Consider the following 26,218-nt stretch of genomic DNA (forward strand, 5'->3'; position numbering starts at 1 on the left):
GCACCCTTGAAAGGCAGCCCCGCTCGTACACCGCGCACGCACCTCGGGCGGGGCTGCTCAAGCCCAGGTTCCGGGGCCGCCGTCGCGCCAGTCAACGAGCTCGGGTTCGGTGATGTCGACCGTGTCGGGATCGAGACCGGCGCGCCGCAGGAACTCCAGCAGATCGGCCGAGTTGAAGGCGACGGCGGCGAGCTGCCCGGCCTGGTTGTCGTCATACACGGCGAGGAGCTTGTACGCGGCCAGGCGCCGCAGATCAGCGGCGGGCACCCAGGAGCTGGCAAGTTCGGGAAAGGCCGCACTGTTCGCGGGACGGTCCGGATCGACCATGACCAGCCTGTAGTTGAGCCAGCTCCAGGCGTCGACGACCAGCGTGCGCAGACGCACAGCCCCTCCAGGCGTCGAGCCCCGCGCCCGCGCCGACCAGGATACGCAGAGCCGTTACGGAGCGTCCGGCGCGGCAGAGCAGCCGGTCATCCAGTTCGCCCACCACAGGCCCTGCTGTTGGATGCGCTCGACCTCCTCGGCTGGCTCCGTTCATGAGAACGGACAGCAGATGTTCACCACTTCGGGAGGCGGAACGACGCACCGAGGATTCGAACGCTGCGTGAGGTGTGGTCCGAGCGGTGGCCGCAGGGCGGATGCCGTCGTCGGCGCTGGAGCCCGTTGTCGACGTCGTGGCGGCGCTCGAGCCCCGCGGCGGACGGGAAACTCCATGGCTCGGCCGCCGCCAAGCTGCGACGATGCTGTTTTTCAAGCGGAGGGCATTTGTTCGTCTTCGTGTGTGAGGGGTGCGGCGCCGAGCTGACCGCCCCGCTGTCCCAGGTGGTCCTGCCGGTCCACGCCCATCAGAAGTACGGGAACGGGATTCAGCTCCCGGTCCTTATGGAGTCGGGCACGTTCGCCGTGGAGCCGGAGCCCTGGGGGCCTCCGTGGCGGAGGTCGGAGGAGATCGATCCGGACGAGCTGGCTGCGCGCGGCATCTACGCGCCGGTCCACGTCCTGTCTGACGGCGCGCCGGGCGCGATCGTCATCGCGCCTGGAGATGTTCGCGGCACCGTGCTGATCCCGGAGAAGTGCGGTGGCTACTGCTGCGGCCTCGACGGCGCTGACGGCCCCAACGTGGCCTGCGAGACGTGCGGCCTGCCCGTGGCGAGCAGGATCGACGACTGCTCGCTCTGGCAGGCGGTGTGGCTCGCCCCCGGCGCGGTGCGCCGCCGCCGAGTCGACGGCACCGATGCCGCACCGCTCTCCTGGGCGGAGCTGGCAGCGCAGGGAAAGCGCACGCCTCCGTTCGAGCCGATCACCGCCTGGGACGGACCACGGCTGGGGTTGAACCACTGGTGGTCCTGGAGCCCGCGGTGGGAGGCGGCGGCCGGCCGAGCGCTCGCCCATCTGCTGACGGCGTCAGGGGGCCGGTCGGTGACCGTCCCGGACGGCCTGGCCGAGGAGATGTTCCAACGCTTCCTCGACACCCTGTTGCCCGCAGGTCCGCCGGCGCGGCGCGCCGTCCTGGCCGGACCGGGGCTGCCCGCCCCCGACGCCGACGTCGACATCCTCATCGTGCCGGTCCATCCGCAGACGGGGAAGACCTGGGCCCCGCCCAGCCCGGCCGCCTCGGCACCCCCGGTGCCCCTTCCGTTCGGGGTGTGGATGTGTCTGGCTTTCCCCGAGCCGCACCTGCCCGCCCCCGCGTCGGGCGTCATGCCCGACGGCGTCCTACGCGACGATCCACCCGCACCGCACCCCTGCATCCGCTTCAGACCCGACCCGGGAATCTTCTGGCACACCCTGGTCCGGCTACCAGCCGTCCGCAGCCAGTGGCTGCGCGAGATCTTGAGAACCTCACGCAGGACACGCGCACGCCTCTTCTGATCAGCCGGCAGAAGACGCCGACGCCGACGCTCAACCTCCGACCTGTCGGGTGATCATGCCTCCGCAATCGAACAGCGCCAGACGGTGGTGCCTCCCGAAGTGGTGGACATCTGCTGTCCGCCCCGGTCGTAGGCCTGCAAGGCGGTCTCAGAGCGGTTGCCGCGCACCCGCAGGGGGCTGCTGTCGAACCAGACCGGCCACCGGTGCCAGTCCTCCACGCCCTCCGCTTCCAGCAGGGGGCGGAGCCACTGCTGCGTGAGGGCGAACGCCACGGTGCCGAGCTTGGGTTCGATGCCGAGGCGGATCGCTTCCTCGGTGAGCGCCCACTGTCCCCAGTAGTTGACGTCGCCCATGCCGAGGAGGATTTCGGCGGGGATCTCCAGGCCGGTCGCGAAGCGCCGCACGGCCTCCTCGCGGAGCTTGAGCGCCAGCTCATCGAAGTCGGACTCGAACGTCAGCAGCTTGAAGTCGCTGATGGTGTCCGCGGGGACTTCCAGCACGATCGGCACGGTCGCGGCAGCGGACTCGGGGTCCTTGATGGCGGTCTCGGCGACCGTCATCAGGATCTCGATCAGGTCGTCCTCGGCGTCGCCCTGCGTGCCCGGGGTCGGGAAGCGGGTGCCCTTGGGAACGAGGAGGATGCCACGGCCGGTGAGCCGGCTGCGGGCGATGGCCTTCACGGCGGCGTTCAGCAGCTGGAGTTCTTCCAGCAGGTCCAGGGAGGACCGCACCGGGGAGTCCGCTTCGATGGCGCGCTCGGGGTCGGCCTCCCACACGCGGATCGCCACAGGGGCGTCCGGGTCGAGGTTTTCCGCGTCGCCTTCGGGGATGGCGACTTCCTCGCCGTCGATCTCGGCGATGAGCTTCCCGGACTGGGGGCGGACCTCGCGGACGGACAGCACGCGCCAGTCGTGGCCGTCCTCGGGGCTGTCGGGGCTGAGGACGTCGGCGTTGGGGCGGACGACGATCCAGCCCTCGCCCGCGACGGTCAGGTGCCGGCCGAACGTGCCGAGCATCTTGGCCTGACCGGGGCCTCCGGCGATCTGGGCCAGGATCTCGCTGGCCCTGTGGTTGTCGGGCGCGCGCTCGATCGTGCCGTCGTCGGCGCGCCGCCCGGCGTACAGCAGGGCGCCGGACATGGCGTTGCCGATCCATCCGGCGGCGAACCGCACCTCGGGCACGGTCCGGTACATCTGCCAGGCGCGGACCTGCCACGACTGGTCGGTGCCTGCGCCCTTGCCGCGGATCTTGCGGGCGACGTACCGGGACGACGCCGCGGTGAGGGCCCTCCCTGGCGTGGTCACTGGGCGACCCGGCCGAGGGTGTCATCCACGCGGTTCATCAGCACTGCGAGGCCGGCGACGGCGAGCCATTCGATGCCGTGGACCAGGAGCGGCACGTCATCGAACCGGCCGGTGGCAAGGAGGTACGTGGCGAGGAGAGCACCGGCGACCCACCAGCCGGTGCAGTACACGCAGCTGATCAGGGTGACGACGAAGTCGCGCCGCTTGGAGTCGGGGCGGGCCTGCTGCCAGGCGAACACCCGGTCGCAAGCCGGGTCGAGGATGGAGTCATGGACGAGCAGCTGGGTGCCGCGGTAGCCCGCGAATCCCAGCAGGGCGAGGTCAACGGCACCGATCAAGGTCGCCCCTTTGATGAAGATCCTCCGGATGTCGGCGGACATCATAGGATCCACCCGAAACCGGGCGTCGTGAGCGAATTCGCAGGTCAGTGCCGGTATTTCAGATCACGCACGGATTCGCACCAGTTGAGGCGCCGCCGGTACGCTCCATGGCACGGGGCCGGCGGCCATGCCGATGCAGTGTCCGGACGGCGCGGGCCTACGTACCCCGCAGCCGCTGGCCCTCGTATTCGTGGCGCTACTGCTTCGATTCACCTCCGCAGGAAGTGACGGGCTGCACCGGGGGCTCACCCATCACCCTTCCGGCCACTTTCAGCAAGGCGGGTGGTTCCAAGGCGCCCGGGTTGAGGGGCTGCTCTGTTGTCCGGGTCCATCTGATGCCAGCGCGATCCGTGAAATCCATGCCGATCCTGTTCCCCAAAAACCACACATCATCGACAAACGGCCTGTACGGGGTCTTCCCCCTCTTTGGATTGAGCGGAAGGGCCCACGTCAGCATGTTGGGCGTTAGGTCGATCGCGTAGCCCAACGAAGCGCTTTGAATCAACGTGTCCGAGCATGGTGGCAGGTTCGACAGCAACAGACGGTAGTTCGCCTCCCGAGGCTCTTTCCGGGCCCAGACGCCGAAGGTGACGTGCACGTCGGTCACGGGATCCGGAGACCTGTTCATCAGGTGCAGCGTCTCGCCGTCGCTCGACCGTCTGATCCAGAACGCGATGCGAGATGCCTGTTCCCGAGCCGCGTCATCGTCGGCTTTCCGGCGGTCCTCGTCTTGCTCCCGTGACTGCAAAAGCTGATCTTCGGCGACACGTGCGCTCCACAGCGTTCCGATGCCGGTCGTCACCAGACTTCCAAGGGTTGCCACGATCGTGACGACCGCGCCGAGGGTGAGTAGGCTGAGGCGCCGGCCCGGCCGTGCGGCCTCCAAGTCCAGTTCCTCTGCGCGCTCGCGGGCGCGGACGCGGCTGGGGCCCGGACGCTGCCTGGCCAGACGCAGTCTCGTTTGTCTCGGTGTCCCGTTCTCTGGCACGCGTCCCCTCCCGTACATCCCTACGCAAAGGGACGCACGGCGGACGCGAATGGCTCCCGGGGCGGCTGGGAAAACGCGGCGGGCCCTCGCCGATCGCGCAGCGGGCCCCTCTCAATGCGACGCGGCAGCTTTCTTCACCTACTCCCGATTCAGCTCGAATTCGGCTCATGGCGGCTGTGGGCCGCCGGCGACGTCGTGCGGCACTGTGCGCACCGGTACTGGAACATGGCGATCCCCCTCGTCCTCATCTGTCCTACTTATGGCTCGGCACCTGCCGCCCGGGCACCGCGACCGGTTCGAGGGCGGCCGCTCTCGATGAGGCTCCCGCCCAGCGCCGGCGACAACAGCGCCGCGGACTTCACGCACAACAGGATTCAGGCGTCACCCGGTTGTGGACAGGGCGGCCGACGGGATTACCGCTCGGCCCCTCGCACGTTGCGGCCGGGTGACCCGCGCGGCCACCGATGGTGACGTACGTCGCCGCGGTAGGGCGGTGGTCGAGAAGGCGTGAACACGACACGCGGCGCCAAGTCGCCAACTCCGTCCATTGACCCGGTCGTCGAAGGCACGCGATCTTTCTTCCGGCAACGCGTCACCCGCCCGGCAACGTTATCGGAATTGCCCTGTCCACTCCGCCCTCCACCGGAGTCGCCCTGTGCTCGTGCCCCGTCTCCCACGCCCCCTCGCCGCATACTTGAGGGGTGCCCCCGCCCGGCCATCGCGACCCCGGTGGCGACAGACCACCGGCACGGCCGCGGCCCTGCTGCTGGCCGCCCTCGCGGTCCAAGTGCCGCACCAGAGCCCCGCCGTCGCCGATGACGCCGAGGCCGCGACGCAGTCACTCTGCGGCACCCCGCAGCCCGGGCACTTCAGCTGCTTCGCGGTACGCCGAGCGGACACCGGCAGCGCTCGCGGCGCCCGGTCCGCCGCACCCGAGGGGTTCGGTCCGGCCGACCTGCGCTCTGCGTACGACCTGCCCGCGGACGGCGGCGCCGGGGCGACCATCGCGATCGTGGCCGCCTACGACAACCCGACGGCCGAGCAGGACCTCGCAGCCTACCGGGCCCAGTACGACCTGCCGCCCTGCACGGCCGACAACGGCTGCTTCCGCAAGGTGGACCAGCGCGGCGGCACGGACTACCCGCAACCCAACGACGGCTGGGCCGGCGAGATATCCCTGGACCTCGACATGGTCTCGGCCGTCGCACCGAAGGCGCACATCCTCCTCGTCGAGGCCGACAGCTCCGCCACGGACGAGCTCGGCTCCGCCGTCAACACGGCGGTGGCCATGGGCGCCCGCTACGTCTCCAACTCCTACGGCGCCTACTACGACGGCCCGGACCTCGGCGCCCTGGACGCGGCGTACTTCGACCATCCCGGAACCGCCGTGGTGTTCGCCTCCGGCGACGACGGCCACGGCCTGAGCTACCCGGCGTCCTCCCCGTACGTGACCTCGGTCGGCGGCACCTCGCTCAGCAGAAGCGACACCGGTGCCCGCGGCTGGACGGAGACGGTGTGGAGCGGCACAGGCTCGGGGTGCTCCGCGTACCAGCCCAAGCCGGCGTTCCAGACCGGCACCGGCTGCGACAAGCGATCCGTGGCCGACGTCAGCGCGGTCGCCGACCCCGACACCGGCGTGGCGGTCTACAACACCTACTCCGGCGGCGGATGGGCCGTCTACGGCGGTACCAGCGCCTCCGCCCCGATCATCACCGGTCTGTACGCGCTGGCCGGGACGCCCGTCGAGGGCACCTACCCGGCCGGATACCCGTACCGCACTCCCGGCGCGCTCAACGACGTGACCACCGGCAGCAACGCCCACTGCTCCGACGACGCGCCCTGCGGCCCGGACACCGCGCCCGCGTGCGAGCCCGCGAACAGCTGCACCGCCGGACCCGGCTACGACGGGCCCACGGGCCTGGGCACGCCGCACGGCGTCGGCGCCTTCCGCCCCGGCCCGCACGGCACCGTGACCGGCAAGGTCACCGACAAGGCCACCGGCAAGGCGGTGTCCGGGGCGACGGTACGGCTGGGCGCACTCTCGGCGGTCACCGGCGCGGACGGAAAGTGGTCCCTGGCGGCGCCCACCGGCCCGTACCCGCTGAGGGTCAACGCCTTCGGCTACTCCGACAAGGACCTGGGCACGGTCACCCTCACCGACGGCACTCAGCTGACCAGGAACGCCGCGCTCGCCGCCGTGCCGACCACCACGGTCTCCGGGACCGTCCGGGACGGCGGCGGACACGGCTGGGGCCTCTACGCCCGGTTGACCGTCGACGGCGTACCCGGCACCGTCCACACCGACCCCAGCACCGGCCGCTACTCCGTCCGCCTCGAGCGCGGCAAGACATACACACTGCACGCCACCGCCCTCTACCCCGGCTACCGGCCGGCCGACACGAAGGTCGTGCTCGGATCGTCCCCGAGGACCGCCGACCTGACGCTCCCGCTGGTCGGCTCCGGCACCCTCCCACCCGGCTACGCCGTCGACTACCACGGCGGCGGCTACCAGTCCTTCGACACCGCCGCAAAGCCGGCCGGGTGGAGCATCGTCAACCACACCGACGCCGGCGGCTGGGGATTCGACGACCCGCTCACCCGCGGCAACCAGACCGGTGGAAACGGCGGCTTCGCCCAGGTCGACGACTACGCCCTCGGCTGGGGCGAGGTCGACACCGAACTGATCAGCCCCACCTACGACTTCTCGGCGCAGACCCGGCCGGCCCTGGAGTTCGACACCGCGCTGCCCAGCCTGTGGCGCTTCAACGACCCCACCGCCGACATCGACGTGAGCACCGACAACGGGGACCACTGGCAGAACCTCTGGCACCACACCGACGTCGTGGAAGGCCCCTCCCACCAAGTGGTGCCTCTCACCGCCTACGCCGGCAAGTCCTCGGTGCGGCTGCGCTTCCACTTCGCCGGCTCCCTGACCGGCATCTGGCAGCTGGACAACATCGCCGTCGGCACCCGCTCGCTGGTCACCGTGCCCGGCGGGCTGCTCACAGGCCGAGTGACGGACGCCAACACCAGTGCCGCGGTGGTCGGCGCGACCGTCTCCGCAGCGAAAGCCCCGGAAGACAGCGGCCACAGCATCGCCACACCGGACGACCCGGCCGTCGGCGACGGACTGTACTGGGCCTTCTCCTCCCGCACCGGCCGCCAGGAATTCACCGCCGCCCTGCCGGCCTTCGGCTATCCGACCGGGACATCGGCCGTGACGGTCAAGGCCGACGCCGTCACCGCCGCAGACTTCGCCCTGCGCCCGTCCCGGCTGAAGGCCACCCCCGGTGCGGTGGGCGTCACCGTCCCCTGGGGCGGGAAGAAGACCGTCACCGTGAACGTGCGCAACACCGGCGGCGCCCCGGCCTCCCTCGCCGTCGGGGAGCAGGCCGTCGCAGGCACCCCGGCCCGCATGTCCGGCGCCCTCAGGGAACGGACCGCGGCCAGGCCCGATCCGCTCGGCGTCGCGACAGCCACCGCCACGGCGGCCGACCGCACCACCGGGGCGACCTCCGGGCAGGCGTGGCAGCCGCTCGCGGACCTCCCGCAGCCCATGACCGGGGGGATCGCGGCCGCGTACGACGGCATCCTCTACACCGGACTCGGCCAGACCCCCGACGGGCAGTGGACCACCGCCCTGCACTCCTACGACCCGGCCACGGCGACCTGGAAGGACCTCGCCCCGGCCGTCACCAAGCGCAGCGGCGCGGCCTACGGCTTCGTCCGCGGCAAGCTGTACGTCGTCGGCGGCAAGAACCGCGCAGGCACACCGATCGCCGGGGGCGAGGTCTACGACCCGGCGAGCGACACCTGGTCGCGCATCGCCGACGCACCCAAGGCGTACGGCAATTCGGCCGCGGCAGCGGTCGGCGACCGGCTCTACGTCATCGGCGGATGCACCAGCCTCTCCTGCGGCACGCGCGACGTCCAGGTCTACGACCCGGCGGGCGACACGTGGTCCCCGGGCCCGGCCTACCCTCTGCCGACCTCCTGGCAGAGCTGCGGAACCGTCGACGGGACGCTGTACTGCGCGGGCGGTGTCCACCAGGGCGACGGGCAGCCTCCGCACGCCACAGCCGTCGGCTACGCCCTGGACCGTGCCGCGGGCCGCTGGACGCCGATCGCCGACCCGCCGGTCGACTTCTGGGGTGCCGCGACGGCGAGCGGAGGAGGCCGGCTCATGGCCGCCGGCGGCGTACTCGTCGGGGCCGCAGCAGTGACCAACGAGGCCTACGCCTACGATCCGGCCGCAGACGCGTGGAGCGCACTGCCGAACCTGCCGCAGCCGCTGTACGCGGCGGCCGGAGCACCCGGCTGGTCCGTCCTCGGCGGCCTGAGCGCCGACAGGCTGATGCAGACCTCCGCCCTCGAACTGCCCGGCTACGACGCCCCCCACGGGGACGTGACGTGGCTGGCGGCGAAGGCGGGCTCCACCTCGGTCGGCGCGGGCAGGACGGCGGAACTGACCGTCACCGTCGACGCCGGCGACATGGGGCCGGCGGACGCGGGCGTGCACCAGGCACGGCTGATCATCGACAGCGACGGGCCGTACGCCTCCGTCACCGTTCCCGTCACCATGACCGTGGTGGCGCCTCCCGGGTGGACGCACCTGAGCGGCACCGTCAGCGGCGCCGGGCAACACGGCGGCAACACCCCGCTGGCCGGAGCCACGGTCCGGGTCGGGACCGGGACCGGCGCGCACACGCTGAGCACCGGGGTCGACGGCACGTACCACCTGTGGCTCCCGGACGCCGGACCCGCCGTCTCCCTCACGGTGAGCGCCGAGGGCTACCGGACCGCCGAGCGCACCGTGCGAACGCGCGGTCGCGACGCCGTCACCGCCGACGTGGTCCTGACCAGGCGATAGGCGCCCTCGCAGAACACAGTGGGGCCGGCCCGGCGACGGGCCGGCCCCACTGCGTCGAGCGGGGTGGTGACGGACGGCAGCGGCACAGCGTACGGCTCAGGGGCCCACGGGCAAGACCGGCCCACGGCGAATCGGCGGATGACGGCCTGCCCGGCGGTGAAGACGCTGTCGGCCGGACCGACCCGTCGTGGACACCCCGGACGCCTGCGCGTGCCAGACCGGGCGGCGCTCCCGGCGCGATGTGCGGGGCATCCAGCCGTCACGCGCAGCGTTCACGGCGAGATCACGCACACCCTGGCGCCGGTACCCACCGCCCCTGGCGCAGACCGGGACACCGCACGATCGCGTCGACCGAACCGCCGGACGACGCACCTCTGGCACTGTCCGCCCCCAGGGCCCCGGCAAACGACCCGGGCCCGGCACGGGCAGAACACCCGAGCCGGCTTTCAGCAAGGTCGTCCATGCGCGTGCCGGTGCACCCGCCGGACCGGAACCGCTCCAGGGCGGTGTTCTGCTCATCGAACTTCGAGGGCGTGCCATGCGGCCAGTCCACGTTCTTGACCGATTCGTCCATATGGTTTAGCGTTATGGACGAGCCGGTCAAGAATGAAGCGGCTTCGACGATCACCCAGCCCCAGGCGCCATGATCGGCGCCCCCGCATGGGCAGCACCCACCTGACGGCGCACCCCAGGGCTATGACCGCGATACAGGACCGGCGCCCACGTCGGTAGGCCGGTGCGTCAATCGGGCCGCGGTTTTGAGTGGTGCGCAAGCGCCCACCGCCTCAGCGGCCGGGCAGAACAGCAAACACCGAGGTACTTTCGTGCACAAAAATCAGACAAGACTCCTGGGGTTCCTGGCTGGCCTCGTGGCCCTCTCCGCCCTGATCCTCCCGAACCTTGCGAACGCCGCCGCCGGCGAAAAGTCGTCCGCATCCCACGCGCCGGCCTGCGCAGCTCCGGAGCGGGCGAAGAGCCGTGGCTACGACTCCGCAACCCGCAAGGACGCAGCGTTCAACAGGGAATTCCGTCACTGCTTCACCACCGTCGACGGAATACAGATGCACTACGTCATCGGCGGCAACGGCCCGCAGACCACGGTCCTGCTGCACGGCTGGCCCGAGAACTGGTACGCGTACCGAGGGATCATGCCGAAGCTCCTTCCCGGGAGGACGGTCATCGCCGTCGACCTGCCGGGCCTGGGGGACTCGACCGGAGCGCCGTCGAACTACGCCGCCGCGACCATGGCGACCTACGTGCACGATCTCCTCGACCGGATCGGCAAGCGCCACGGTGTGGAGCTCGTGGCCCATGACATCGGCGCCGGCGTCGCCTACCCCCTCGCCGCCACATACCGTCAGCAGGTCAGCGGGCTCTTCATGATCGACTTCCCCCTGGTGGGCAAGAACCTGCGCTTCGCCGACTTCAGCAACGTGTCCTTCCACTTCCTGTTCAACCAGCAGTCACCGCTGGCCGAGCAGCTCGTGACCGGCCGTGAGAAGCAGTTCTTCGGCTACTTCTACCCGACGTTCTCGCACTCGCCTCACGCCGTTCCGTCGCCGCGTGCCGTCAAGGAATACGTCCGCACCTACTCGCGGCCGCAGGTGCTCCACGGTGGGTTCGAGTTCTACCGCTACTGGAACCAGGACGAGATCGACAACAAGCGACTGCAGCAGAAGCCGCTGACCATTCCCGTGAGGATGATCAGCGAGGAGGGATACCTCAACGTGATGCTCGCCGGGGCGCAGGGCGCCTCGCCCTCCGCGACCGGCGTGGAGGTGGCCGGCTCCGGGCACTGGCTGACGGAAGAGGCTCCGCAGCGCATCATCGAAGAAATCAACGCGTTCCACCCCGGCAAGTGACGCACGCGGAGCCGGGCGGAACAACGGGTGACACCTGCCGAAAGGCATGAGCCCGGTCCGCGCTCCGGATGCGGGGGGTAGGCGGAAGACGCGTTCGACCGCCCACCCCTCCCATCCGGTCGACAGCGTGGATCGTCGAGCAGACGCTCGGCATCCTCATGCTGTTCCGGCGGCTCGTGCGGGACTACTACGAGCCGTGCCGGCGGCGATTGACGAGACGTGGACCCGCTCGATGTCCGAGCCGCTCGACGCGACGCCTTGCAGGCGTCCGTCGGCCAGTTCGACGAACGGGCAGGTGCCCTCACCCGCGCGGTGATCGACCTCTCCCCAACCGACAACGCGCCACCTCCTGTGCAGCATGGGGGAATTCCGCGCCACATCGGCGGGACGGCACTGAACCTCCTGGGGATCACTGACAACGCCGGTCGGAGCTCCCGCCGCCCGGATCAGGGGGATCCGTGCGGGTTCGACCTGGGTGACATCGTCGTCACGGGGGACTCCGGTACCGCGGCTTCCCAAGGCCACTCCCCGGACCAGGGGATGATGATTCACCTGGCGCTGTCGCTCCTGCTGGATCAGTTGGCCGTCCTGCGGAGCACCGGGAAGCAGATGACCTTCGTCGGAACCGGCTCGTCGTTCACGATCCGGTTCAGGCCGACACGTCGGGGGATCGCGATCTCCAGCGGAAACACACACACACATCGGCACGACCCGGTCGGAAGAACTCTTCGCCGAGGTCCTGCGGGCAGCCGAGGAGTTCGCCGCTGCGGAACTGCACCGCCTCCGGGACGACGACGCGGGCCGATCGGATCTCGCGGCGTCCCTGCGTCAGTTCCGCAGCGTCGTTCCTTGATGACGCCCGATGTCCCACGCCGCGCGGCGCCGGACCGCGGACCAGCTCACCTCGGTCCGCCCCGGGTGACATGAGGGTCACTACGGCCCGTCGGGCCGCCCGCGCTCCGGGAGGGGGGCGGCCAAGTGCCAGCCGGTCGTGAGGAGCGTGTCGACGGCTGTCACTGCCGTGCGCAGGCGTTCGTCGTGCGGGCCCGTCAGGAGGACGTACGGGAGGCCCCTGCGGGTCAGTTCCTCGCGGAAGCGGTCCGTCATCCATGTGCGCACGTGTTCGCCGTCGCGGAGGCCGTCGTCCTCGAAGGGGACGCCCGCGTCGTCCGTGAGGAGCCACAGGTGGTGGTTGGCGCGGGCGGCGATGGATTCGACCTGGGGGTTGCGGGTGCCCATGTAGCGTTCGTGCCAGATCGTCGTGGCCAGGGGGTCCGTGTCGCAGAACAGGACCGGGGAGCCGGCGCGTGCCGCCGCGTTCTCGTCCGCGAGCTGGCGTTCCGCGATCAGCTCGAAGTCGGGAGACGTCCAGGTGACGTCGGCGAACAGCGCGTTCGGGCTGGCGGCCAGGAGGCTTGCGTACTTCTCCTCGGAGTACGCCCTGCCGTACTCCGGCACCCACCGCGTCCCCGACCACACCCCGCCCCGCGCCCGGTAGTGCTCCGCCAGGGCCCGGGCCATCGTCGTCGTGCCCGTCGACTCCGCGCCCACCACGACCACCCTGCGGGCCAGCCCCGCCCGCACCGGAGCCGCCAGAAAACGCCAGCAGCCGACCGGGTCCCTGCGGACGGCCGTGCCCGAGACCGGGTGGGTCGTGCGGGCGATGTCCACCGTCACCGGCGTCGCGCCGAAGCGGCGGCCCAACTCCTCCCCGTACGGTTCGGAGGTGAAGACGGCGTCCACCGGGTCCGGGACGGCCGCGCGGAAGATGGCCATGTGGGCGTCCCACACCGCCGGGTCCGTGATGTCGACCGGTATGTCGTCGACCGCGCCGACGACCTCGATGCCCGACTCCGGGTGGACCTCGCGCATCCACGCCACCCGGTCCGCCAGCGGGATCGACTCCACCGCGGAGGCGCACACCAGCACCGTCAGCCGGCGGCATCGCGCCGCCGCGCTGCGGACCAGGTGGTGGTGGCCCGCGTGCGGCGGGTAGAACTTGCCCAGCACCAGCCCGTGGTCGAACTCGCTCATGCCAGCGCCTCCTTCCGGGCTGCTCCGGCTTCGGCCAGCCAGGCCCGCAGCCCCACCGCGCACAGCAGCAGGAAGCCCGCGTAGAGCAGCGACGTGAGGTAGAGGCCCTTGTAGGCGTAGAGCGGGATATAGACGACGTCGGCGGCCATCCAGAGGTACCAGGACTCGACCTTCTTCCGGCACTGGCCGTACGTCGCCGCCAGCGACAGCGCCGTCGTCAGCGCGTCCCAGAACGGCACCGTCGAGTCGGTGGCCCGGTCGAGCAGCACGGTCAGGAGCCCGGTGGCGGCCACCGTCGCGGCGGCCAGGATGCGCCACGTGCGGGCGTCCGTGCGGCTGATGGCGAGGTGCCCCGAGGCCCCGGCGACCCAGGCCCACCATCCGTACACCGCCAGCGCCACGTAGACGACCTGGAGGGCGGCGTCCGCGTACAGCCCGGCGCCGGCGAAGAGCAGGATGAAGAAGAGGTTGTTCGCGATGCCGATCGGCCAGTTGGCGATGTGCCGGCGGGCCACGAGCCATACGCAGAGCGCTCCGCTGCCGAAGCCCAGCACCTCCACCCAGCTGACGGGCGTGTCGAGCAGGGTGAACAGGGGCTGTTGGAGCCGGGTGACCATGTCCGCGAGAACCACGCGGTGACCTCCTAAACGTCACATTGACGATAACGCCGGGCGTGCGGGAGGGGCAAGGGAGTTTCGCCCGCCGCTCAGAGCCACCCCCGCCGCGCCGCCGCCAGGCCCGTCTGGAAGCGGGTGGCCGCGCCGAGTTCCGTCATCAGGCGGTGGATGCGCCGCTGCGTGGTCCGGGCGCTCCAGCCCTGCGTACGGGCGATGGCCGCGTCCGTCAGCCCCGAGGCCAGCAGGCCGACCAGGGCCCGCGTCTCGGCGTCCGGCTGCCCCGGTTCCGCCGAGACCGGCCCCTCCCCCAGCGGGATCGCCCGCTCCCACTGCGCCTCGAACAGCGACTGCAGCGCCACCAGCATCGGCGACGGGTGGATGAGGTACGCCGCGGACTGGCCGCCCGGCGCCAGGCTGAACGGGATGATCGCGGCCCGGCCGTCGCTGAGCACCAGCTTCAGCGGCAACTCCGGCCGCATCCGGGCCTGTTCGCCCGCCCGGATGCTCGGCATGATGTCCGCCTGGAGTCTGCCCGGCCAGGCCACCGCCTCGCGGTCGTAGATCACCCGGTGGACCACCCCCGTGCGCTGGCGCTCCAACTGCGCGTCGAGGTTGCTGCCGGGCCGGTCCACGTACGGAGGGCGGTCGAAGGCGCACACCTCGCGCTGCGCCCCGGCCGTCAGCCGGTACACCGCCCTGCTGATGTCCTCGCGGTCCGTCAGCAGTTCCGCGGCCATGTCCGGGTGGCTGATCCTGCCCGCCTCCCGGTGCGTCTCGACCAGCCGCTGCACCAGCGCCCGCGCGTCGCCCAGTTGCTGCTCCCGCTCCTGGATCAGCGCGCCGACCGCGACGTCCGGCGCCGCCGCCGAGAACGTCGGCGGCCGCCCCGCGCTGCGTACCGCCAGGCCGTCCCTGACCAGGCCGGACAGCAGCCTCCCCGCGGCCGGCGCGGTCAGGCCGCACGCCTCCGCGACCTCCGCCGCCGTGCTCCGCGGCATCCCCACCAGCGCCGTGTACACGCGCTCCGTGTCCGCCGTGAACCCCAGTACGTTAAATTCCATGCCGTCTCCCGCACCTTTGTGGCACCAACCGGCCACCTGGCGGAGGTAGGCCACCTTCCCCACCTTGTGTCTCGTCCGCCTCACTTGACATCTTCCAGCAGCGAGCGCGCTGCCCTGCGTTGAGGTGGGCGTCAGCGTGCCGCGGTGTGTCCCCCGCACACCTCGCCCCGCTGAAAAGGTGTTCCATGTCGCGTGCCCCATCGCACGGCAGACGGCGGCTCGGTGCCATATCCGTCACGTCCGTCGTCTTCCTGGCCCTCACCGCCGCGCTCCCGGCCTCCGCCGCTCCCGCCTCCCCGGGCGAGGACTCCGCCCGTACGCCCCTCGGTGACAGCTCGCCGCAAAAGGCGCTGCCCGCCCAGCGCGCGGGCGTCGTCCCCGGGCAGGTGCTGGTGACCCTCTCCCCTCAGACCGCGGTGACCGGCCGGACGCTGCCGGGCAACCGGGCCCGTGCCCTCGCCCCCGGGACGAGCAGCGCCGCGCTGAACCAGAAGCTGACCGCGGTCGGTGCCACCTCGCTCCAGCCGCTCCTCCCCTCGCTGTCCGCCTCCGCCGCCGCGTCGATGACCACCTCGGCCCGCATGCGCCTGGGAGACGAGGCCGCCGACCTGTCGCGCACCTCGTACGGACCGGCGACCGCGACTCCGCCGCCGTCGCCCGCGCCCTCCAGGGCACGCCCGGCATCATCGGCGCCGAGCCGAACCGGTACGTGAACACCATGAACACCGGCGGGCGGCAACTGCCCGCCACAGCCGTGACGTCGGCGAAGCGCGCGAAGGCCGCCGCGCCCGGCGCCGTGCCCGCCAACTTCGCCCTCACCGACTCCGCCCAGGCCTTCCTCAACGCCGGCGGGGTCAACGCGGTCGGCGCCTTCGACATCCTCCAGGGCCGCTACGGGCAGCAGCCCGGCGCCGGCCGGACCGTCACCAACGTCTCCATCGGCGACCTCACGGACCAGGCCATGGCCGACGCCGGTGACGCCTACGTCCAGGGCCACGGCCCGACCACCGTGCTCCAGGGCGGTCAGCGCTACCTCGACCTCCCCTCCATGCCGCTGATCCCCGCCTACGTCGCGGCTCCCGACGGCAGCCTCAGCGGTTCGGCGTCCACCAAGGACCAGGACCCCGGCCTCGGCGAAGTCCTGCTGGACTTCAGCGTCATGGCGCCGCTGGCGCACGACCGGCAGCGCCCCGGCCGTACCGGCAGCGACTACACCGACCTGCTCGGCGTGGCCCCCGGCGCCAACTACCGGCTGGTCGTCCCCCAGCAGCCGACGATGGACCAGATCGCGACCGCGCTCCTGGCCGCCGCCCACCAGTCGCCCAAGCCGGACGTCATCACCGCCAGCCTCGGCTTCGGCACCGACGCCCAGGGCTTCCCGGGGCGCTACCTGGAGGACGACCCGTACATCCGGTCCGTCGTCGCCTCGATCGTCCAGAAGGACCACGTCGTGGTGGTGATCTCCTCCAACGACGGCACCCGCCTGTACACCCCGGCCGCTGTCGGCCCCGACGGCGGCAGCACGCCCACCGACACCGCGAAGAACGACCGGTCCGCCACCGACATCGACGACGTGGCGTACTCCACCACGCCGTCGCAGGTTCCCGACAGCGGCGCGATAGCGGCCGGCGGCACCACCCTGGACGACACCCTCGCCTCCCGGACCGGGCACGCCACCACCGCCGAGACCCGCATCAGCGGCTTCGGCACCTTCTCCTCCGGCTTCGGCACCCGCATCGACCTCTCGGCGCCCAGCGACAACATCGTCGCCTTCACCCACCCCGAGCGGGGCGACGCGCAGTCCGTCACGCCCGTCCTCAACGGCGGTACGTCCGCGTCCGCGCCCGAGATCGCCGCGGCCGCCGCCGTGGTCCTCCAGGCCGCCGGGATCGCCGGACACCACCTGACGCCCGCTCAGGTACGCGACGTCCTGAAGCGGACCGGCCGTGAGGTCGCCACCCCGGCGCAGATCGACCGCGAGCTCAACGTCGGCCGGCAGATCGACGTCACCGCCGCCGTCGAGGACGTCCTCGGGCACCGCGGCGACCGGCCCGCCGCCGTCCGGCTGTCGGTCGCCCACCGGGTCACCAACGCGGGCCTGGGCGGGCAGTTCCTGGAGACGACCGACCCGAACCGCATCGACCTCGGCGACATGGCCTCCGGCGGCAACGGCATGGGCCTGGTGGGCCCGGTCACCTTCGCCGCCGACGTCACCGGGCTGCCCAAGGGGGCGGATCCCACGTACACGCTCAGCGTGGGCGCGAAGACCTGGACCTCCGCCGGCCCTGCGATCCGGGTGACGCCGACGGAGCTGCTGAACGCCGCGGGCCTCCCGGTGGTCTCCGACGCCGACCGCACGGTCACCGTCACCTACCGCGTGCTCACCGGCGGCCACACGCAGGCCACCGTACGCCGCACCCTCACCGTCGGCCCCAGCGACGGCCGTTACGTGGAGAGCACCGCGCCCAAGGCCCCGGAGGTGGTGAAGGCCGGCCATGCGGTCACCGTCTCCTACGACCTGTCCGGCGTCGCGGGCCTCCGCGACCCGCAGCTCGTCGTCTCCACCGTCGGCCACTGGAACCCGGCCCTCGCGCCCCTGTTCAGCGCCGCCTGGCACCAGGCGCTGACCGCCGAATCCGGCACGGTCACCGTCCCCGCCGACGCGTTCGCCGCCGGCGGCGGCCTGTACGGCATCGGCATCGCGCAGTCCGGATTCGGCGGCAACCCGAACCTCGTCACGTACGGGGAGTTCGCGCCGGTCCGCGTCGACGGCGGCACAGCTGAAGAGCGCCCGCGGGCGCCGCTGGTCGCGGGACGCGACGGCGCCGCGGGACACAGCGCCGTGGTCACCCGCGCCAAGGCCGGCTTCACCCTGCGGTACGACGTCCGCGACGTCCCGGGGGCGAAGTACGCGCAGGTGGAGTTCGCCGCGCCCGCCCCGACGCTGCACAACTCGCTGAACACCTTCACCAACGCCAACGGCACGGCCCTGGACGACGACGGCGTCGACTCCCCCTCCAGCGCCCACCGCGTCCTGCCCGCCGCCAAGGGCACCGTCGACCTCGACGCCCTGCGGCTGGGCCTGTCCACGTCCACCGTCTACGGCGTGCGCGTCATGGCCCTCGACAGCCGGCACCGGGTCGTCGGCCAGGCCTCGCCCGTCTCCACCCTCGAAGTCGACGACGGTCCCGCGCCGGCGGGCAGCACGGTGCTGTCCTTCGCCGCCGCGGGCGACGACTCGATCGCCGCGCTGCGGACCGTCTCCGGCGCCACCGAGCTCCGGCACTACTCCACCCGGACCGGCGCCTACGGCCCGGTCGTCGCCTCGGACGCCGGTGACACGTCCGACTACGAGGTCCTCGGCGTGGCACCCACCACGCACCGCGCCCTCGCCGTCCACCAGGCGACGCCGGACGGCGACGTGCAGGTGGAGACCTGGAACACCGCCACCGGCACCCTCGTCGGACGGACCGCGCTCGCCGCGGCCGACTACCGCTTCGTCGTCGGACGCGTCGACGCCGCCCGCTCCCGCGGCGCGCTGCTGCTGCGGGCCGTCGCCGACAACGCCGACCTGGTGCTGCCCGTCGACCTCGCGGACGGCACCACCGCCGAGCCTCTCCCCGCCGATCTGCCGGGCGTCGCCAAGGGCTCGTACAGCCTCCTGGACATCGACTCCTCCACCGGCGACGTCTACCTCGCGAAGGGCGCTCCCATCGCCCTCTGCCTGGGCGGCGTGCAGATCCCGCGGGTGGACACGCAGGCCCGGAGCGTGAGCCTCGTCGGGACCATGTCCGGCTGCAGCAACGGCTTCGGCTCCGACGGCGCCGGCACGCTCTACAACCTGTCGGCCACCGCGATCAGCACCAAGATCGTGCCCACCAGTGTCCTCGGCTCGCTGTCCGTGGCCACCGGTGAGTCGGACGACCCGGTGGCCGTACGGCGCGGCCCCGCCACGGGCATGGCGGTGGACGGCGTCAACAAGTTCGCGGTCGCGGCGTTCACGGCGCCGGAGGGCACGAGCTACGCCGGCTCCGGCACCGCCGTCGTCACGGACAACAACGCCACCGGCCAGCTGCTCGTCATCGACACCACAACGGGCGCGGTGGTGAAGACGCTGACCGGCTTCCAGATCAACGGGCACGGAGGTCCCCTGGTCCACGGGGGCGTGATGAACTCCGTCCAGCTGGACCCGGCGACCCGCACGGGCTGGACGTACGGCGCGTACGACGGGCAGATCCGCCAGTTCTCCTACTGAGCGCGGAGCGGTCCGTGGTGCGGGGGCGAGAAGCGGTCACGCTTCTCGCCCCCGCGGCGCTGCGGTGTGAGCCCTGCCGGACCCGCGAGCGGGAGGCGGCGGACCGCTCGAACGTCGGGGCGGCACGGCTGCAGGAGGCGTTCCTGACGGCCGTACCGGGGGCGGCCCGCCGCGGCCTCGGTACAGCAGATGCGGACGCGCAGAGCGCTGCGAGAAGCCGTCGCCGTCGCTCCCGCCTGACGGCTGGTGCTTCGACTGTCGTGAGGACGGAGCGGCCGCGGGGAGCGGGTCATGAACCGCGTGACGGCGGCCGGCCTCGCCACCGCTCCCTGCGCCTCCTGGCGCCTGCAGCGAGCAGACGGCCCCGAGCGAGCGGCTCCACAAGGCCGTCGCCCCGGTGGCGGCCGCCGACGTACGTGCCCGGCTACCACCTCCGCCCGCCCTTCACCCTCTCGCCCTCATCCGGCTCCACCTGCATCGCCGTTGCCCTGTACGGCGCTTCACTGAGGCGAATCGAGCGTCCCTTGACGATGACGGGTCGCTGCGAATGCAGCAGGTCAGCGATTCTCGGCAGCGCGGACGCCGGCTTGTGGGGGTGCGGCAGGGGAAAGCAGAAGGCCCTCGCTCCCTGTGTGGGTGAGGGCCTTCGTCACCTCGTGGAGTGGTCAGTTGTGCGTGCCATTCCACTCCCAACGGTCGAGCTCGATGCCGGACTGACCCCAGGGGGTGGAGTAGACGGCGTCACCGTTGCCCGAGGTGCGCAGGTAGTTCGGAGACAATCCGCCTCCGACCGTGAGTTCGTTGTTGTCGCCGTTCCACATCTGCCCGCTGTCGTAGATGCCATTGCAGGGGCTCGTCCAGACGGCGTTCGTGTCTGTCTTGAAGTCCGTGGTGAGGCACCGCTCGTCGTTGCGGTACCAGGTCTTCAGCTGGCGGTAGGTGACCCTGGTGATGTAGTCGGTATACGAATCGCCCCAGTACCAGGCGACGGTTGACCCGCTGCAGGGGCCCGACCAGACGTTGCTGGTCGTGTCGGAGTAGGTGAGGCAGTTGCCCTCGTAGACGTTCTGGTACACCCATCGGGTCGTCGTCGCGGACGCGGTGGACATAGAGCCCGTGATGGCGAGCATGAGGGCGGCGAGTCCCATGGGCACGGTCAGGCGCAGGGTCTTCAGAGATTTCATGATCGCGAGGATTGGGGGCTGAAGCGTTAACCATATGAATCAAGCATGAACACGCCATGTCTCAGCGGTCACGCTCTCGCCATGCCCACGCCAGCTAATGGCTTCCAGGCTCAACAGCACCTTCAGTGGTCGCCTGCTGCCCCGATGCCTGCCGCCAGAGCGGCCGTCAAGACGAAGACCGGCACGGACTCCGCCGGCTCCTCCGCCTCGACCCTGCCGCGCCAGGGCCTCGACGCTCAGCGCATACGGATGCGCCGTCGATGGCCCTGCTCGCCCCCTGGTGGGGACGAGGGCCATCGCGCAGCAGGGCGCAACGTCGCCACACCTGGCGCCTATACCAAATCGAAACCATGGACACAGACTCCTGTGCAACCCTCCGCAGTGCTGCGGGAGTGATGGATGGCGAGCGGTGCGCCGTCGGAGAGCGGCAGCGGCTCCACGCACATGAGCTTTGCCGACCGAGGAGGAGACTCGAGTTGTCCGGAATCAGAAGTGCCTCGATAGCGGCCGCGCTGCTGGGCTGCACCCTGTTGCTCTCGGGGTGCACCGATTCCTCCGGGTCCGGGTCCGACTCCGCCGCCGGCACGACCGCTTCGGCCTCGCCGCAGTCCTCGGCCTCCGCCACGGCGGACCCTTCCAGTGAGCCCTCGCCTTCGGCGTCGTCCTCCAGCGCGGCCGCCACGGCCTCGGCGTCGACATCGACACGGCCTGCGACTCCCCCGCCGACGTCGAAGCACACCACCGCCCCGGTCAAGGTCCCGCAGGCGCCTGCCTCCGTCCCCGGCTGCCGCAATCTGGCCGTCAGCGGCGAGGTCAAGGCCGCGGTGACGCGGGCCTACCAGCGCAGCTACCCCCGCTTCGTCCACATCGCGCCCGCGCCCGGCCGGTTCTTCTACGGCCAGTGCGGCACCGTCCGCTACGCCGCCACCCCGTTCGACCCCACGTCCGGGGCCAACGAAGGTGAGCTCGTGAACCTGCAGGACGAGGGCAGCGCCATGAAGTACTTCCGCGCCACCACGGGGAGCGACTGGAGCTACTTCGCCTCCGACGGCTTCCCCGCGAGCCCGCACGGCTGCGCCGAGATCCTGCAGATCCCGGACGCCCTGATCGCCGCCTGGAGGAACTGCTCCGTCGCGGGCTGACGTACGGGACGACGACCGACGCGCGCACTCCGCCAGGCGCGGGTGCGCGGCGTCGGCACGATCGGGCCGGGGGCCTCAGCGCACCGGGTGACACCGGTAGCGCGCATCCGGCGGCCCGAACAGCAGCCCGTTCTCATCGAGGGCGTTGAAGACCGTGAGTTGGCCGCGCGGAAAGCGGAAGCCGACGGCGACTGTCCCCAGGGCCATGTCGGTCCCGGTCCATTCGAGGAGCTGTACGTCCTGAAGGATCTGGCCCTGGAGGGCCTGGAGTTCGCCGCGCGCGTCGTGGTGCCACCGAAGATCGAAATCGGGCCGGACGACCGGCTGATGGGGGTCCGCCGAATTCCAGGTGATCGAGACGTCGTCGAATTTCTGGTGGTTGATCTCCACCTGGTCCCCGGTGAAGTCGAGCAGGACCGGGCAGTCGGCGAACCACTCGTCGTCCTGGACGTCCCAGACCAGCCAGGCGCGGGCCAGCGAGCGGCCGATGAGCGCCGCCAATCGTGCGCCGTGGCGTGCCGCGACCGATGGGTGGCCGTTCAGCCAGTCGGGCCGGTAGCCGTCGATCCCGAAGTCGAACACCTCGCTCATGTCCTCCCGCCCGCGAGCCATTCCGCGGTCCGCTGCTTGAACTCGCGGTTGACGTAGGGGCTGTCCTGTTCCGTCATCCACTCCAGGTGCCGCAGGACGTTCTGCGAGCGGTGGGGGTGGCGCACCGCCAGTACGTCGACGCCGGTTTCGCCCGTCGAGGCCTGGAGGTACACGCTGCTGTCGAGCGCCATCATGGCGAAGCCGGGGTGGCCCGCGCGTACGCCGAGGAAGGCCGATGACGCGCCGCGCCCCATGATGTCCCAGTGCGCGAGCAGCCGGACCCGGGTCCACGCGGGCAGCCGGACGTCGCCGCTGTCGCTGTGCATGTCCCGCAGGACGGCCTGGTGGGTCCGGGCGCCCTGCGGGAGCTGGACGAGGAATTCACGCCGCCGGTCGAGGAGGCCCGAGGAGACGGCGAGGTCGTACCAGTCCTGATTGAGGCGTTCCACGAGCCGAGGGGTGTCGTACCGGTGGGAGAAGGCACCGTCCACGTCCTCGGCCTCGTATCCGACGACGAACGGCATCGTGCCCTCCGGCACGGCGTCCGGAATCACTTCGAGGCCGGCCCGCCGCAGCGACCGGTGCACCTTGCGTTCGCGTTCGCGGATGCCCATCGATGGCTCAGCCCCGGGAGGCGACCTGGAGGAGCCGGCTGACAATGGCCGCGGCCTGCTCCGGGTGGCCCTCCAGCCAGCCGCCGAGGTGCTCCCGGACGGCCTCCCTGACGCACGCGGACACCGCGGCATTGCCCAGCAGGCTGCGCGTGGCACCCGGGAATTCCGGCCTGGCCAGCTTCACCGACACGACCGCCGTGAGACCCTGGCCGATGCGTGCGGCGCCGAGGTCGGGATCCGTCGGCGACAGCAGTCGCCGCTCCCGGGCGTACGCGTGGAGCGCGGCCGCCATCCCCTCACGGAAGCCGACCACATGCGTGCCACCCTCAGATGTGGGCCGGCTGTTGGCGAAGCTGCGCAGCAGCTTTTCGTCAGAGGCGCACCACCGCAGTGCTACCTCCGCCCGCCCCTCCATGCGCTCGTCCTCCCACTCGAAGGCGATGACGTCGGGGTGTACGGGCCTCCGCCTCGGCGCGTCGAGGAAGGCGACGAAGTCCCGCGCCCCGCCCGGGAACCGGAAGCGCTCCGATCGGGGTTCGCCCGGAACGCGCGCGTCGGTCAAGGAGATCGCCAGGCACCGGTTCAGAAAGGCCAGTTCTCTGAATCGGTCCGCCAACACCGTGAACGAGCACTCCACGGTCTGGAAGATGTCCGCGTCCGGCCAGAAGGTGATGGTGGTCCCGCTGCCCATCGCCTCCCCCACGGCGGTGGGCGGGGCTACCGGGACGCCATGCACGTACTCCTGGACCCAACGGGTCCCGTCGCACCGCACCTCGGCCGTCAGACGACTCGACAGGGCGTTGGTGACGCAGGGCCCCACTCCGACCATGTCCAGTTCCGCGTGGACGCGACCGCCGGATCCCATCCTGGCATGCATGCTGGTCAGCGGAGCTTCCAGCTCGACGGGGAGCCTCGGCCCGTCGTCGGCGACGCTCACGCCGCCGTCCGGCGCGAGGGCGACGTGGACGGAAGTGGCCCGGCCGGCCAGCACCTCGTTCACCGCCAGGCCCACCACCTCGAACACCGCCTGATGCAGGCCCCGTTCGCCGGTCGAGCCGACGTACATCCCGGGCCGCGCCCGAACGGCCTCCCACAAGTGCAGCACCGTGATGTCGCTTGCGTTGTACCTCTTGGCGTCCTCAGTCACCAAATCCCCCTGCGACCGTGTCCAACAGTGCCGCCAAGCCTAGGCGATTAACGGGAAAGCCGCAGGTCAGAGCCGCTTTACAAAGGGCACGCAGAGGCGGGTGACCGCCTGCCCGCATACGGTTGGCCCTGGGAGTCACGGGACAGCCGAGAAGCCGGCCGCACCCCGGCCGAGGCCGCGCACGACCCCTTCCAGGGGTACGCCGGGGCCTCTGATTTACGGGTCCGCCTTGGGAGGATGGTGAGATGGGCGATCTGCTGTGGGACGACGTCGCGTGGCTGCTCGATCCGGCCGACTGGGGCTACCTCCCCGACGTGTTCATCAAGGACGCGACGGCGGCGGACTGGCAGGCCGTGCTCGACCTGATCCGCGAACGGGGCTGGGCTTTCGAGTACTTCGAGGGCGCCGAGATGTTGCCGTTGCCCCGGGCCGAGGCCGTACTGTCCCGTTCGCCCGACGCCGAGTGCCCCAGCCTGCGGGTGTGGCCGCATCCTGAGGTCTGTGCGATCTTCCGGTTCCTCGGGGACGAGCAGATCGACTTCGACGTCGACGTCCGGGAACTCCAGGGACAGGAGCGGCTGGACCTCCTGTGCGGGTTTCTGACCGCGATCGGACGGCGGCTGGGCACGTCGGTACCGCTGTTCCCCGAGGGCGGCGGCACGGAACCACTGCTCGGGTACGACATCGCCGCCGACCGGGTCAGGGTGCTGTGGTCGCCACCGGACCGAGAGTGCGCACACAAGCCCGGCGACATCGCCGATCCTCCCGGGATGCTGGGCGCCCATGGATGAGGTCGAAGTCGTCGTCGCCCACTCCGAGCGCGCGACCCTGCGGGTCGGCGACGTGTTCCTGAAGGTGGACACCGACCGGGCGCGCACCGACGTCGAGGTCCAGGCGATGGCCTTGGTACCAGTCCCGACGCCAGAGGTCCTGTGGCGCAAGCCGCCCGTGCTCGCGATCGCCGCCGTCCCGGGGACGGTGCTCGGCCGTCTCGGTGAGCCGTCGACCGCGTCGCCGGCGGCGTGGGCCGCGGCGGGTGCCGCCGTCCGGCGGTTGCACGAGGCCCCGTTGCCGCCCTGGTCCGGCCGGCGCCGCCGGAGCCCCGACGAGTTGGCGGCGGAACTCGACGCCGAGTGCGCGTCGCTCGTGACGAACGGCGTCCTGCCCGCCGGCCTCGTCACCCGCAACCGCCAGGTCGCCGAGGCCGCGATCCGGCCGTGGACCCCGGTGTTCACCCACGGCGACCTGCAGATCGAGCACGTCTTCGTCGACGGCGACGAGGTCACCGGCATCATCGACTGGTCCGAGGCGGGCCCGGGTGATGCCCTGTTCGACCTCGCCACCCTGACGCTCGGACACGAGGAACACCTCGGCGACGTCGTCGCCGGTTACGGCACGGACGTCGACCTCGACGTGATCCGCGCGTGGTGGTCGCTGAGAAGCCTGCTGGGGGTTCGCTGGCTGGTCGAGCACGGCTTCGACCCGTTCGCGCCGGGCTGCGAGGTCGACGTGCTGAGATCCCGGACGTGACCGTGTGGCAGCCTGCTGCCATGCTGGCGGAGGTACGAGAACGTGCCGGTCGTCACGACGCCGTCCCGTTCCCCTACGCCTTGCCCGACGAGGGCTCAGGCCTGGAACGAACCGTCCATAGGCACGGTCTCCGCGCTGCCGCGCCGCGCTAGACACGGATGACGACCTGCCGCAGCGGATGCCCGAGCGCGTCCGCGACGGTGGCCAGTTCGGCGTCGGTCAGCCAGGACCGGTTCGGGTACAGCACCTCGATCCGGAACCGCGCGAACCCCATCGGCCAGTCGTACACCAGGTCGTTGAGCGACGTGTCGACCTGACAACAGGGAAGGGTCGTCACGAGCGTCGGGAAGCCCTCGTCGTAGCGCTCCGAGACAGCCTCGCCCCACCAACCGGAGGGGCACTCCGCACCGCAGTGCGGACAGGAGATGCTCGTCAGGTGGGAGCCGCACCAGACGACTTCGACGCTGTCGTGCCACGCGGTGGCCAGGCCGCGCCGGGCATCGTCGTCGGGAAGCATCCGCGACAACGCTGCCGCAGCGCGATCCGCCGCGTCCTTGCCCGGCTGCCAGTACGGGTCGGTCGGGATCACCGTCAGGTAGTTGTCGCTCATCGGCCGCCCATCCGCTCCTCGCCCTCGTCGACCGGCCCCGCGAACGACGTAACGACGCAGCGGCGTCCGCGCTTTACGTGACAGTGGATCACGGACGACACTGGAGCACCGCACGGCCGCCCGAGTGCCCTGCCCCACGCAACCGGCCCGGGAGGCC

General features: G+C 71.3%; 20 protein-coding genes. 8 read left to right on the forward strand and 12 right to left on the reverse strand.

Features of this window, described 5'->3' with window-relative positions; translation table 11 throughout:
* Positions 1 to 57 precede the first annotated feature (57 nt).
* A complete protein-coding gene (locus ACIP9H_RS01180; RefSeq protein ID WP_401956687.1) occupies positions 58 to 384 on the reverse strand; it encodes a hypothetical protein in 327 nt (108 codons plus the stop codon).
* A gap of 381 nt (positions 385 to 765) precedes the next feature.
* On the opposite strand from ACIP9H_RS01180, the gene ACIP9H_RS01185 reads away from it, so the two are divergent.
* Positions 766 to 1,872 carry a hypothetical protein gene (locus tag ACIP9H_RS01185; protein ID WP_401956690.1) on the forward strand — a complete coding sequence of 369 codons (1,107 nt, stop codon included), beginning with the start codon at positions 766 to 768 and terminating at the stop codon, positions 1,870 to 1,872.
* Positions 1,873 to 1,925: 53 nt separating this feature from the next.
* Here the strand turns inward: ACIP9H_RS01185 and ACIP9H_RS01190 are convergent, their stop codons facing one another.
* The 3 genes from ACIP9H_RS01190 to ACIP9H_RS01200 form a co-directional block, all read right to left on the reverse strand.
* Positions 1,926 to 3,176, reverse strand: a complete 1,251-nt coding sequence (locus ACIP9H_RS01190) for a hypothetical protein (RefSeq protein WP_401956692.1) — start codon at positions 3,174 to 3,176, stop codon at positions 1,926 to 1,928.
* Positions 3,173 to 3,514 carry a DUF1360 domain-containing protein gene (locus ACIP9H_RS01195; RefSeq protein WP_401956695.1) on the reverse strand — a complete coding sequence of 114 codons (342 nt, stop codon included), beginning with the start codon at positions 3,512 to 3,514 and terminating at the stop codon, positions 3,173 to 3,175. The genes ACIP9H_RS01190 and ACIP9H_RS01195 overlap by 4 nt, the downstream gene beginning before the upstream one ends.
* A gap of 238 nt (positions 3,515 to 3,752) precedes the next feature.
* Complete coding sequence (locus ACIP9H_RS01200) at positions 3,753 to 4,544, reverse strand: hypothetical protein (RefSeq protein WP_401956697.1); 792 nt, start codon at positions 4,542 to 4,544, stop codon at positions 3,753 to 3,755.
* A gap of 787 nt (positions 4,545 to 5,331) precedes the next feature.
* On the opposite strand from ACIP9H_RS01200, the gene ACIP9H_RS01205 reads away from it, so the two are divergent.
* Together ACIP9H_RS01205 and ACIP9H_RS01210 are read left to right on the forward strand one after the other, a co-directional pair.
* A complete protein-coding gene (locus ACIP9H_RS01205; RefSeq protein WP_401956699.1) occupies positions 5,332 to 9,414 on the forward strand; it encodes a carboxypeptidase regulatory-like domain-containing protein in 4,083 nt (1,360 codons plus the stop codon).
* Between the two features lie 1,061 nt (positions 9,415 to 10,475).
* On the forward strand, positions 10,476 to 11,276 hold the full coding sequence (locus tag ACIP9H_RS01210; protein WP_401584987.1) for an alpha/beta fold hydrolase: 801 nt from the start codon (positions 10,476 to 10,478) through the stop codon (positions 11,274 to 11,276).
* Positions 11,277 to 12,209: 933 nt separating this feature from the next.
* Here the strand turns inward: ACIP9H_RS01210 and ACIP9H_RS01215 are convergent.
* From ACIP9H_RS01215 to ACIP9H_RS01225, 3 genes are all read right to left on the reverse strand, one after another.
* A complete protein-coding gene (locus ACIP9H_RS01215) occupies positions 12,210 to 13,310 on the reverse strand; it encodes an AAA family ATPase (RefSeq protein ID WP_401584984.1) in 1,101 nt (366 codons plus the stop codon).
* Positions 13,307 to 13,942: a nicotinamide riboside transporter PnuC gene (pnuC, locus tag ACIP9H_RS01220; RefSeq protein WP_401956703.1), complete on the reverse strand. Its 636-nt coding sequence runs from the start codon at positions 13,940 to 13,942 to the stop codon at positions 13,307 to 13,309. The genes ACIP9H_RS01215 and pnuC overlap by 4 nt, the downstream gene beginning before the upstream one ends.
* Before the next feature lie 74 nt (positions 13,943 to 14,016).
* Positions 14,017 to 14,988 (reverse strand): helix-turn-helix domain-containing protein, encoded by a 972-nt coding sequence (locus tag ACIP9H_RS01225; RefSeq protein ID WP_401956705.1) that lies wholly within the window; start codon positions 14,986 to 14,988, stop codon positions 14,017 to 14,019.
* A 185-nt stretch (positions 14,989 to 15,173) separates the two neighbouring features.
* Here ACIP9H_RS01225 and ACIP9H_RS01230 point away from each other — a divergent pair, with 185 nt between their 5' ends.
* Entirely contained in the window at positions 15,174 to 15,701 is a 528-nt protein-coding gene (locus ACIP9H_RS01230) for a hypothetical protein (protein ID WP_401956707.1), read from the forward strand.
* A gap of 5 nt (positions 15,702 to 15,706) precedes the next feature.
* Positions 15,707 to 19,243 (forward strand): S8 family serine peptidase, encoded by a 3,537-nt coding sequence (locus tag ACIP9H_RS01235; protein WP_401957124.1) that lies wholly within the window; start codon positions 15,707 to 15,709, stop codon positions 19,241 to 19,243.
* A gap of 665 nt (positions 19,244 to 19,908) precedes the next feature.
* Here the strand turns inward: ACIP9H_RS01235 and ACIP9H_RS01240 are convergent.
* Positions 19,909 to 20,427: a hypothetical protein gene (locus ACIP9H_RS01240; RefSeq protein ID WP_401584974.1), complete on the reverse strand. Its 519-nt coding sequence runs from the start codon at positions 20,425 to 20,427 to the stop codon at positions 19,909 to 19,911.
* Positions 20,428 to 20,903: 476 nt separating this feature from the next.
* Between ACIP9H_RS01240 and ACIP9H_RS01245 the strand changes: the two genes are divergently transcribed.
* Positions 20,904 to 21,569, forward strand: coding sequence for a hypothetical protein (locus tag ACIP9H_RS01245; protein WP_401956710.1), 666 nt, complete (start codon positions 20,904 to 20,906; stop codon positions 21,567 to 21,569).
* Positions 21,570 to 21,644: 75 nt separating this feature from the next.
* Here the strand turns inward: ACIP9H_RS01245 and ACIP9H_RS01250 are convergent, their stop codons facing one another.
* The 3 genes from ACIP9H_RS01250 to ACIP9H_RS01260 are packed head-to-tail and all read right to left on the reverse strand — an operon-like array spanning position 21,645 to position 23,921.
* Positions 21,645 to 22,160: a hypothetical protein gene (locus tag ACIP9H_RS01250; protein ID WP_401956712.1), complete on the reverse strand. Its 516-nt coding sequence runs from the start codon at positions 22,158 to 22,160 to the stop codon at positions 21,645 to 21,647.
* Positions 22,157 to 22,774 carry a hypothetical protein gene (locus tag ACIP9H_RS01255; protein ID WP_401956715.1) on the reverse strand — a complete coding sequence of 206 codons (618 nt, stop codon included), beginning with the start codon at positions 22,772 to 22,774 and terminating at the stop codon, positions 22,157 to 22,159. Before ACIP9H_RS01255 ends, ACIP9H_RS01250 begins: the two co-directional genes overlap by 4 nt.
* Before the next feature lie 7 nt (positions 22,775 to 22,781).
* Positions 22,782 to 23,921 (reverse strand): DNA gyrase subunit B, encoded by a 1,140-nt coding sequence (locus ACIP9H_RS01260; protein WP_401956717.1) that lies wholly within the window; start codon positions 23,919 to 23,921, stop codon positions 22,782 to 22,784.
* 245 nt (positions 23,922 to 24,166) lie between these two features.
* Here ACIP9H_RS01260 and ACIP9H_RS01265 point away from each other — a divergent pair, with 245 nt between their 5' ends.
* Together ACIP9H_RS01265 and ACIP9H_RS01270 are read left to right on the forward strand one after the other, a co-directional pair.
* Positions 24,167 to 24,712, forward strand: coding sequence for a hypothetical protein (locus tag ACIP9H_RS01265; protein WP_401956720.1), 546 nt, complete (start codon positions 24,167 to 24,169; stop codon positions 24,710 to 24,712).
* Positions 24,705 to 25,451 (forward strand): phosphotransferase family protein, encoded by a 747-nt coding sequence (locus ACIP9H_RS01270; protein WP_401956723.1) that lies wholly within the window; start codon positions 24,705 to 24,707, stop codon positions 25,449 to 25,451. The genes ACIP9H_RS01265 and ACIP9H_RS01270 overlap by 8 nt, the downstream gene beginning before the upstream one ends.
* 148 nt (positions 25,452 to 25,599) lie before the next feature.
* Here the strand turns inward: ACIP9H_RS01270 and ACIP9H_RS01275 are convergent, their stop codons facing one another.
* On the reverse strand, positions 25,600 to 26,061 hold the full coding sequence (locus tag ACIP9H_RS01275) for a hypothetical protein (protein ID WP_401584956.1): 462 nt from the start codon (positions 26,059 to 26,061) through the stop codon (positions 25,600 to 25,602).
* Positions 26,062 to 26,218 lie beyond the last annotated feature (157 nt).

Origin of the sequence: Streptomyces sp. NPDC088732, from assembly GCF_044751205.1 — a bacterium.
In the GTDB taxonomy this organism is placed as follows: Bacteria; Actinomycetota; Actinomycetes; order Streptomycetales; family Streptomycetaceae; genus Actinacidiphila.

Bases quoted from the DNA above. Each gene is read 5' to 3' on its own strand.
- ACIP9H_RS01230 (WP_401956707.1), top strand. From the start codon at position 15,174: ATGTCGCGTGCCCCATCGCACGGCAGACGGCGGCTCGGTGCCATATCC.
- ACIP9H_RS01265 (WP_401956720.1), top strand. From the start codon at position 24,167: ATGGGCGATCTGCTGTGGGACGACGTCGCGTGGCTGCTCGATCCGGCC.
- ACIP9H_RS01270 (WP_401956723.1), top strand. From the start codon at position 24,705: ATGGATGAGGTCGAAGTCGTCGTCGCCCACTCCGAGCGCGCGACCCTG.
- ACIP9H_RS01275 (WP_401584956.1), bottom strand. From the start codon at position 26,061: ATGAGCGACAACTACCTGACGGTGATCCCGACCGACCCGTACTGGCAG.
- ACIP9H_RS01250 (WP_401956712.1), bottom strand. From the start codon at position 22,160: ATGAGCGAGGTGTTCGACTTCGGGATCGACGGCTACCGGCCCGACTGG.
- ACIP9H_RS01210 (WP_401584987.1), top strand. From the start codon at position 10,476: ATGCACTACGTCATCGGCGGCAACGGCCCGCAGACCACGGTCCTGCTG.
- ACIP9H_RS01215 (WP_401584984.1), bottom strand. From the start codon at position 13,310: ATGAGCGAGTTCGACCACGGGCTGGTGCTGGGCAAGTTCTACCCGCCG.
- ACIP9H_RS01225 (WP_401956705.1), bottom strand. From the start codon at position 14,988: ATGGAATTTAACGTACTGGGGTTCACGGCGGACACGGAGCGCGTGTAC.
- ACIP9H_RS01255 (WP_401956715.1), bottom strand. From the start codon at position 22,774: ATGGGCATCCGCGAACGCGAACGCAAGGTGCACCGGTCGCTGCGGCGG.
- ACIP9H_RS01235 (WP_401957124.1), top strand. From the start codon at position 15,707: ATGAACACCGGCGGGCGGCAACTGCCCGCCACAGCCGTGACGTCGGCG.
- ACIP9H_RS01240 (WP_401584974.1), bottom strand. From the start codon at position 20,427: ATGAAATCTCTGAAGACCCTGCGCCTGACCGTGCCCATGGGACTCGCC.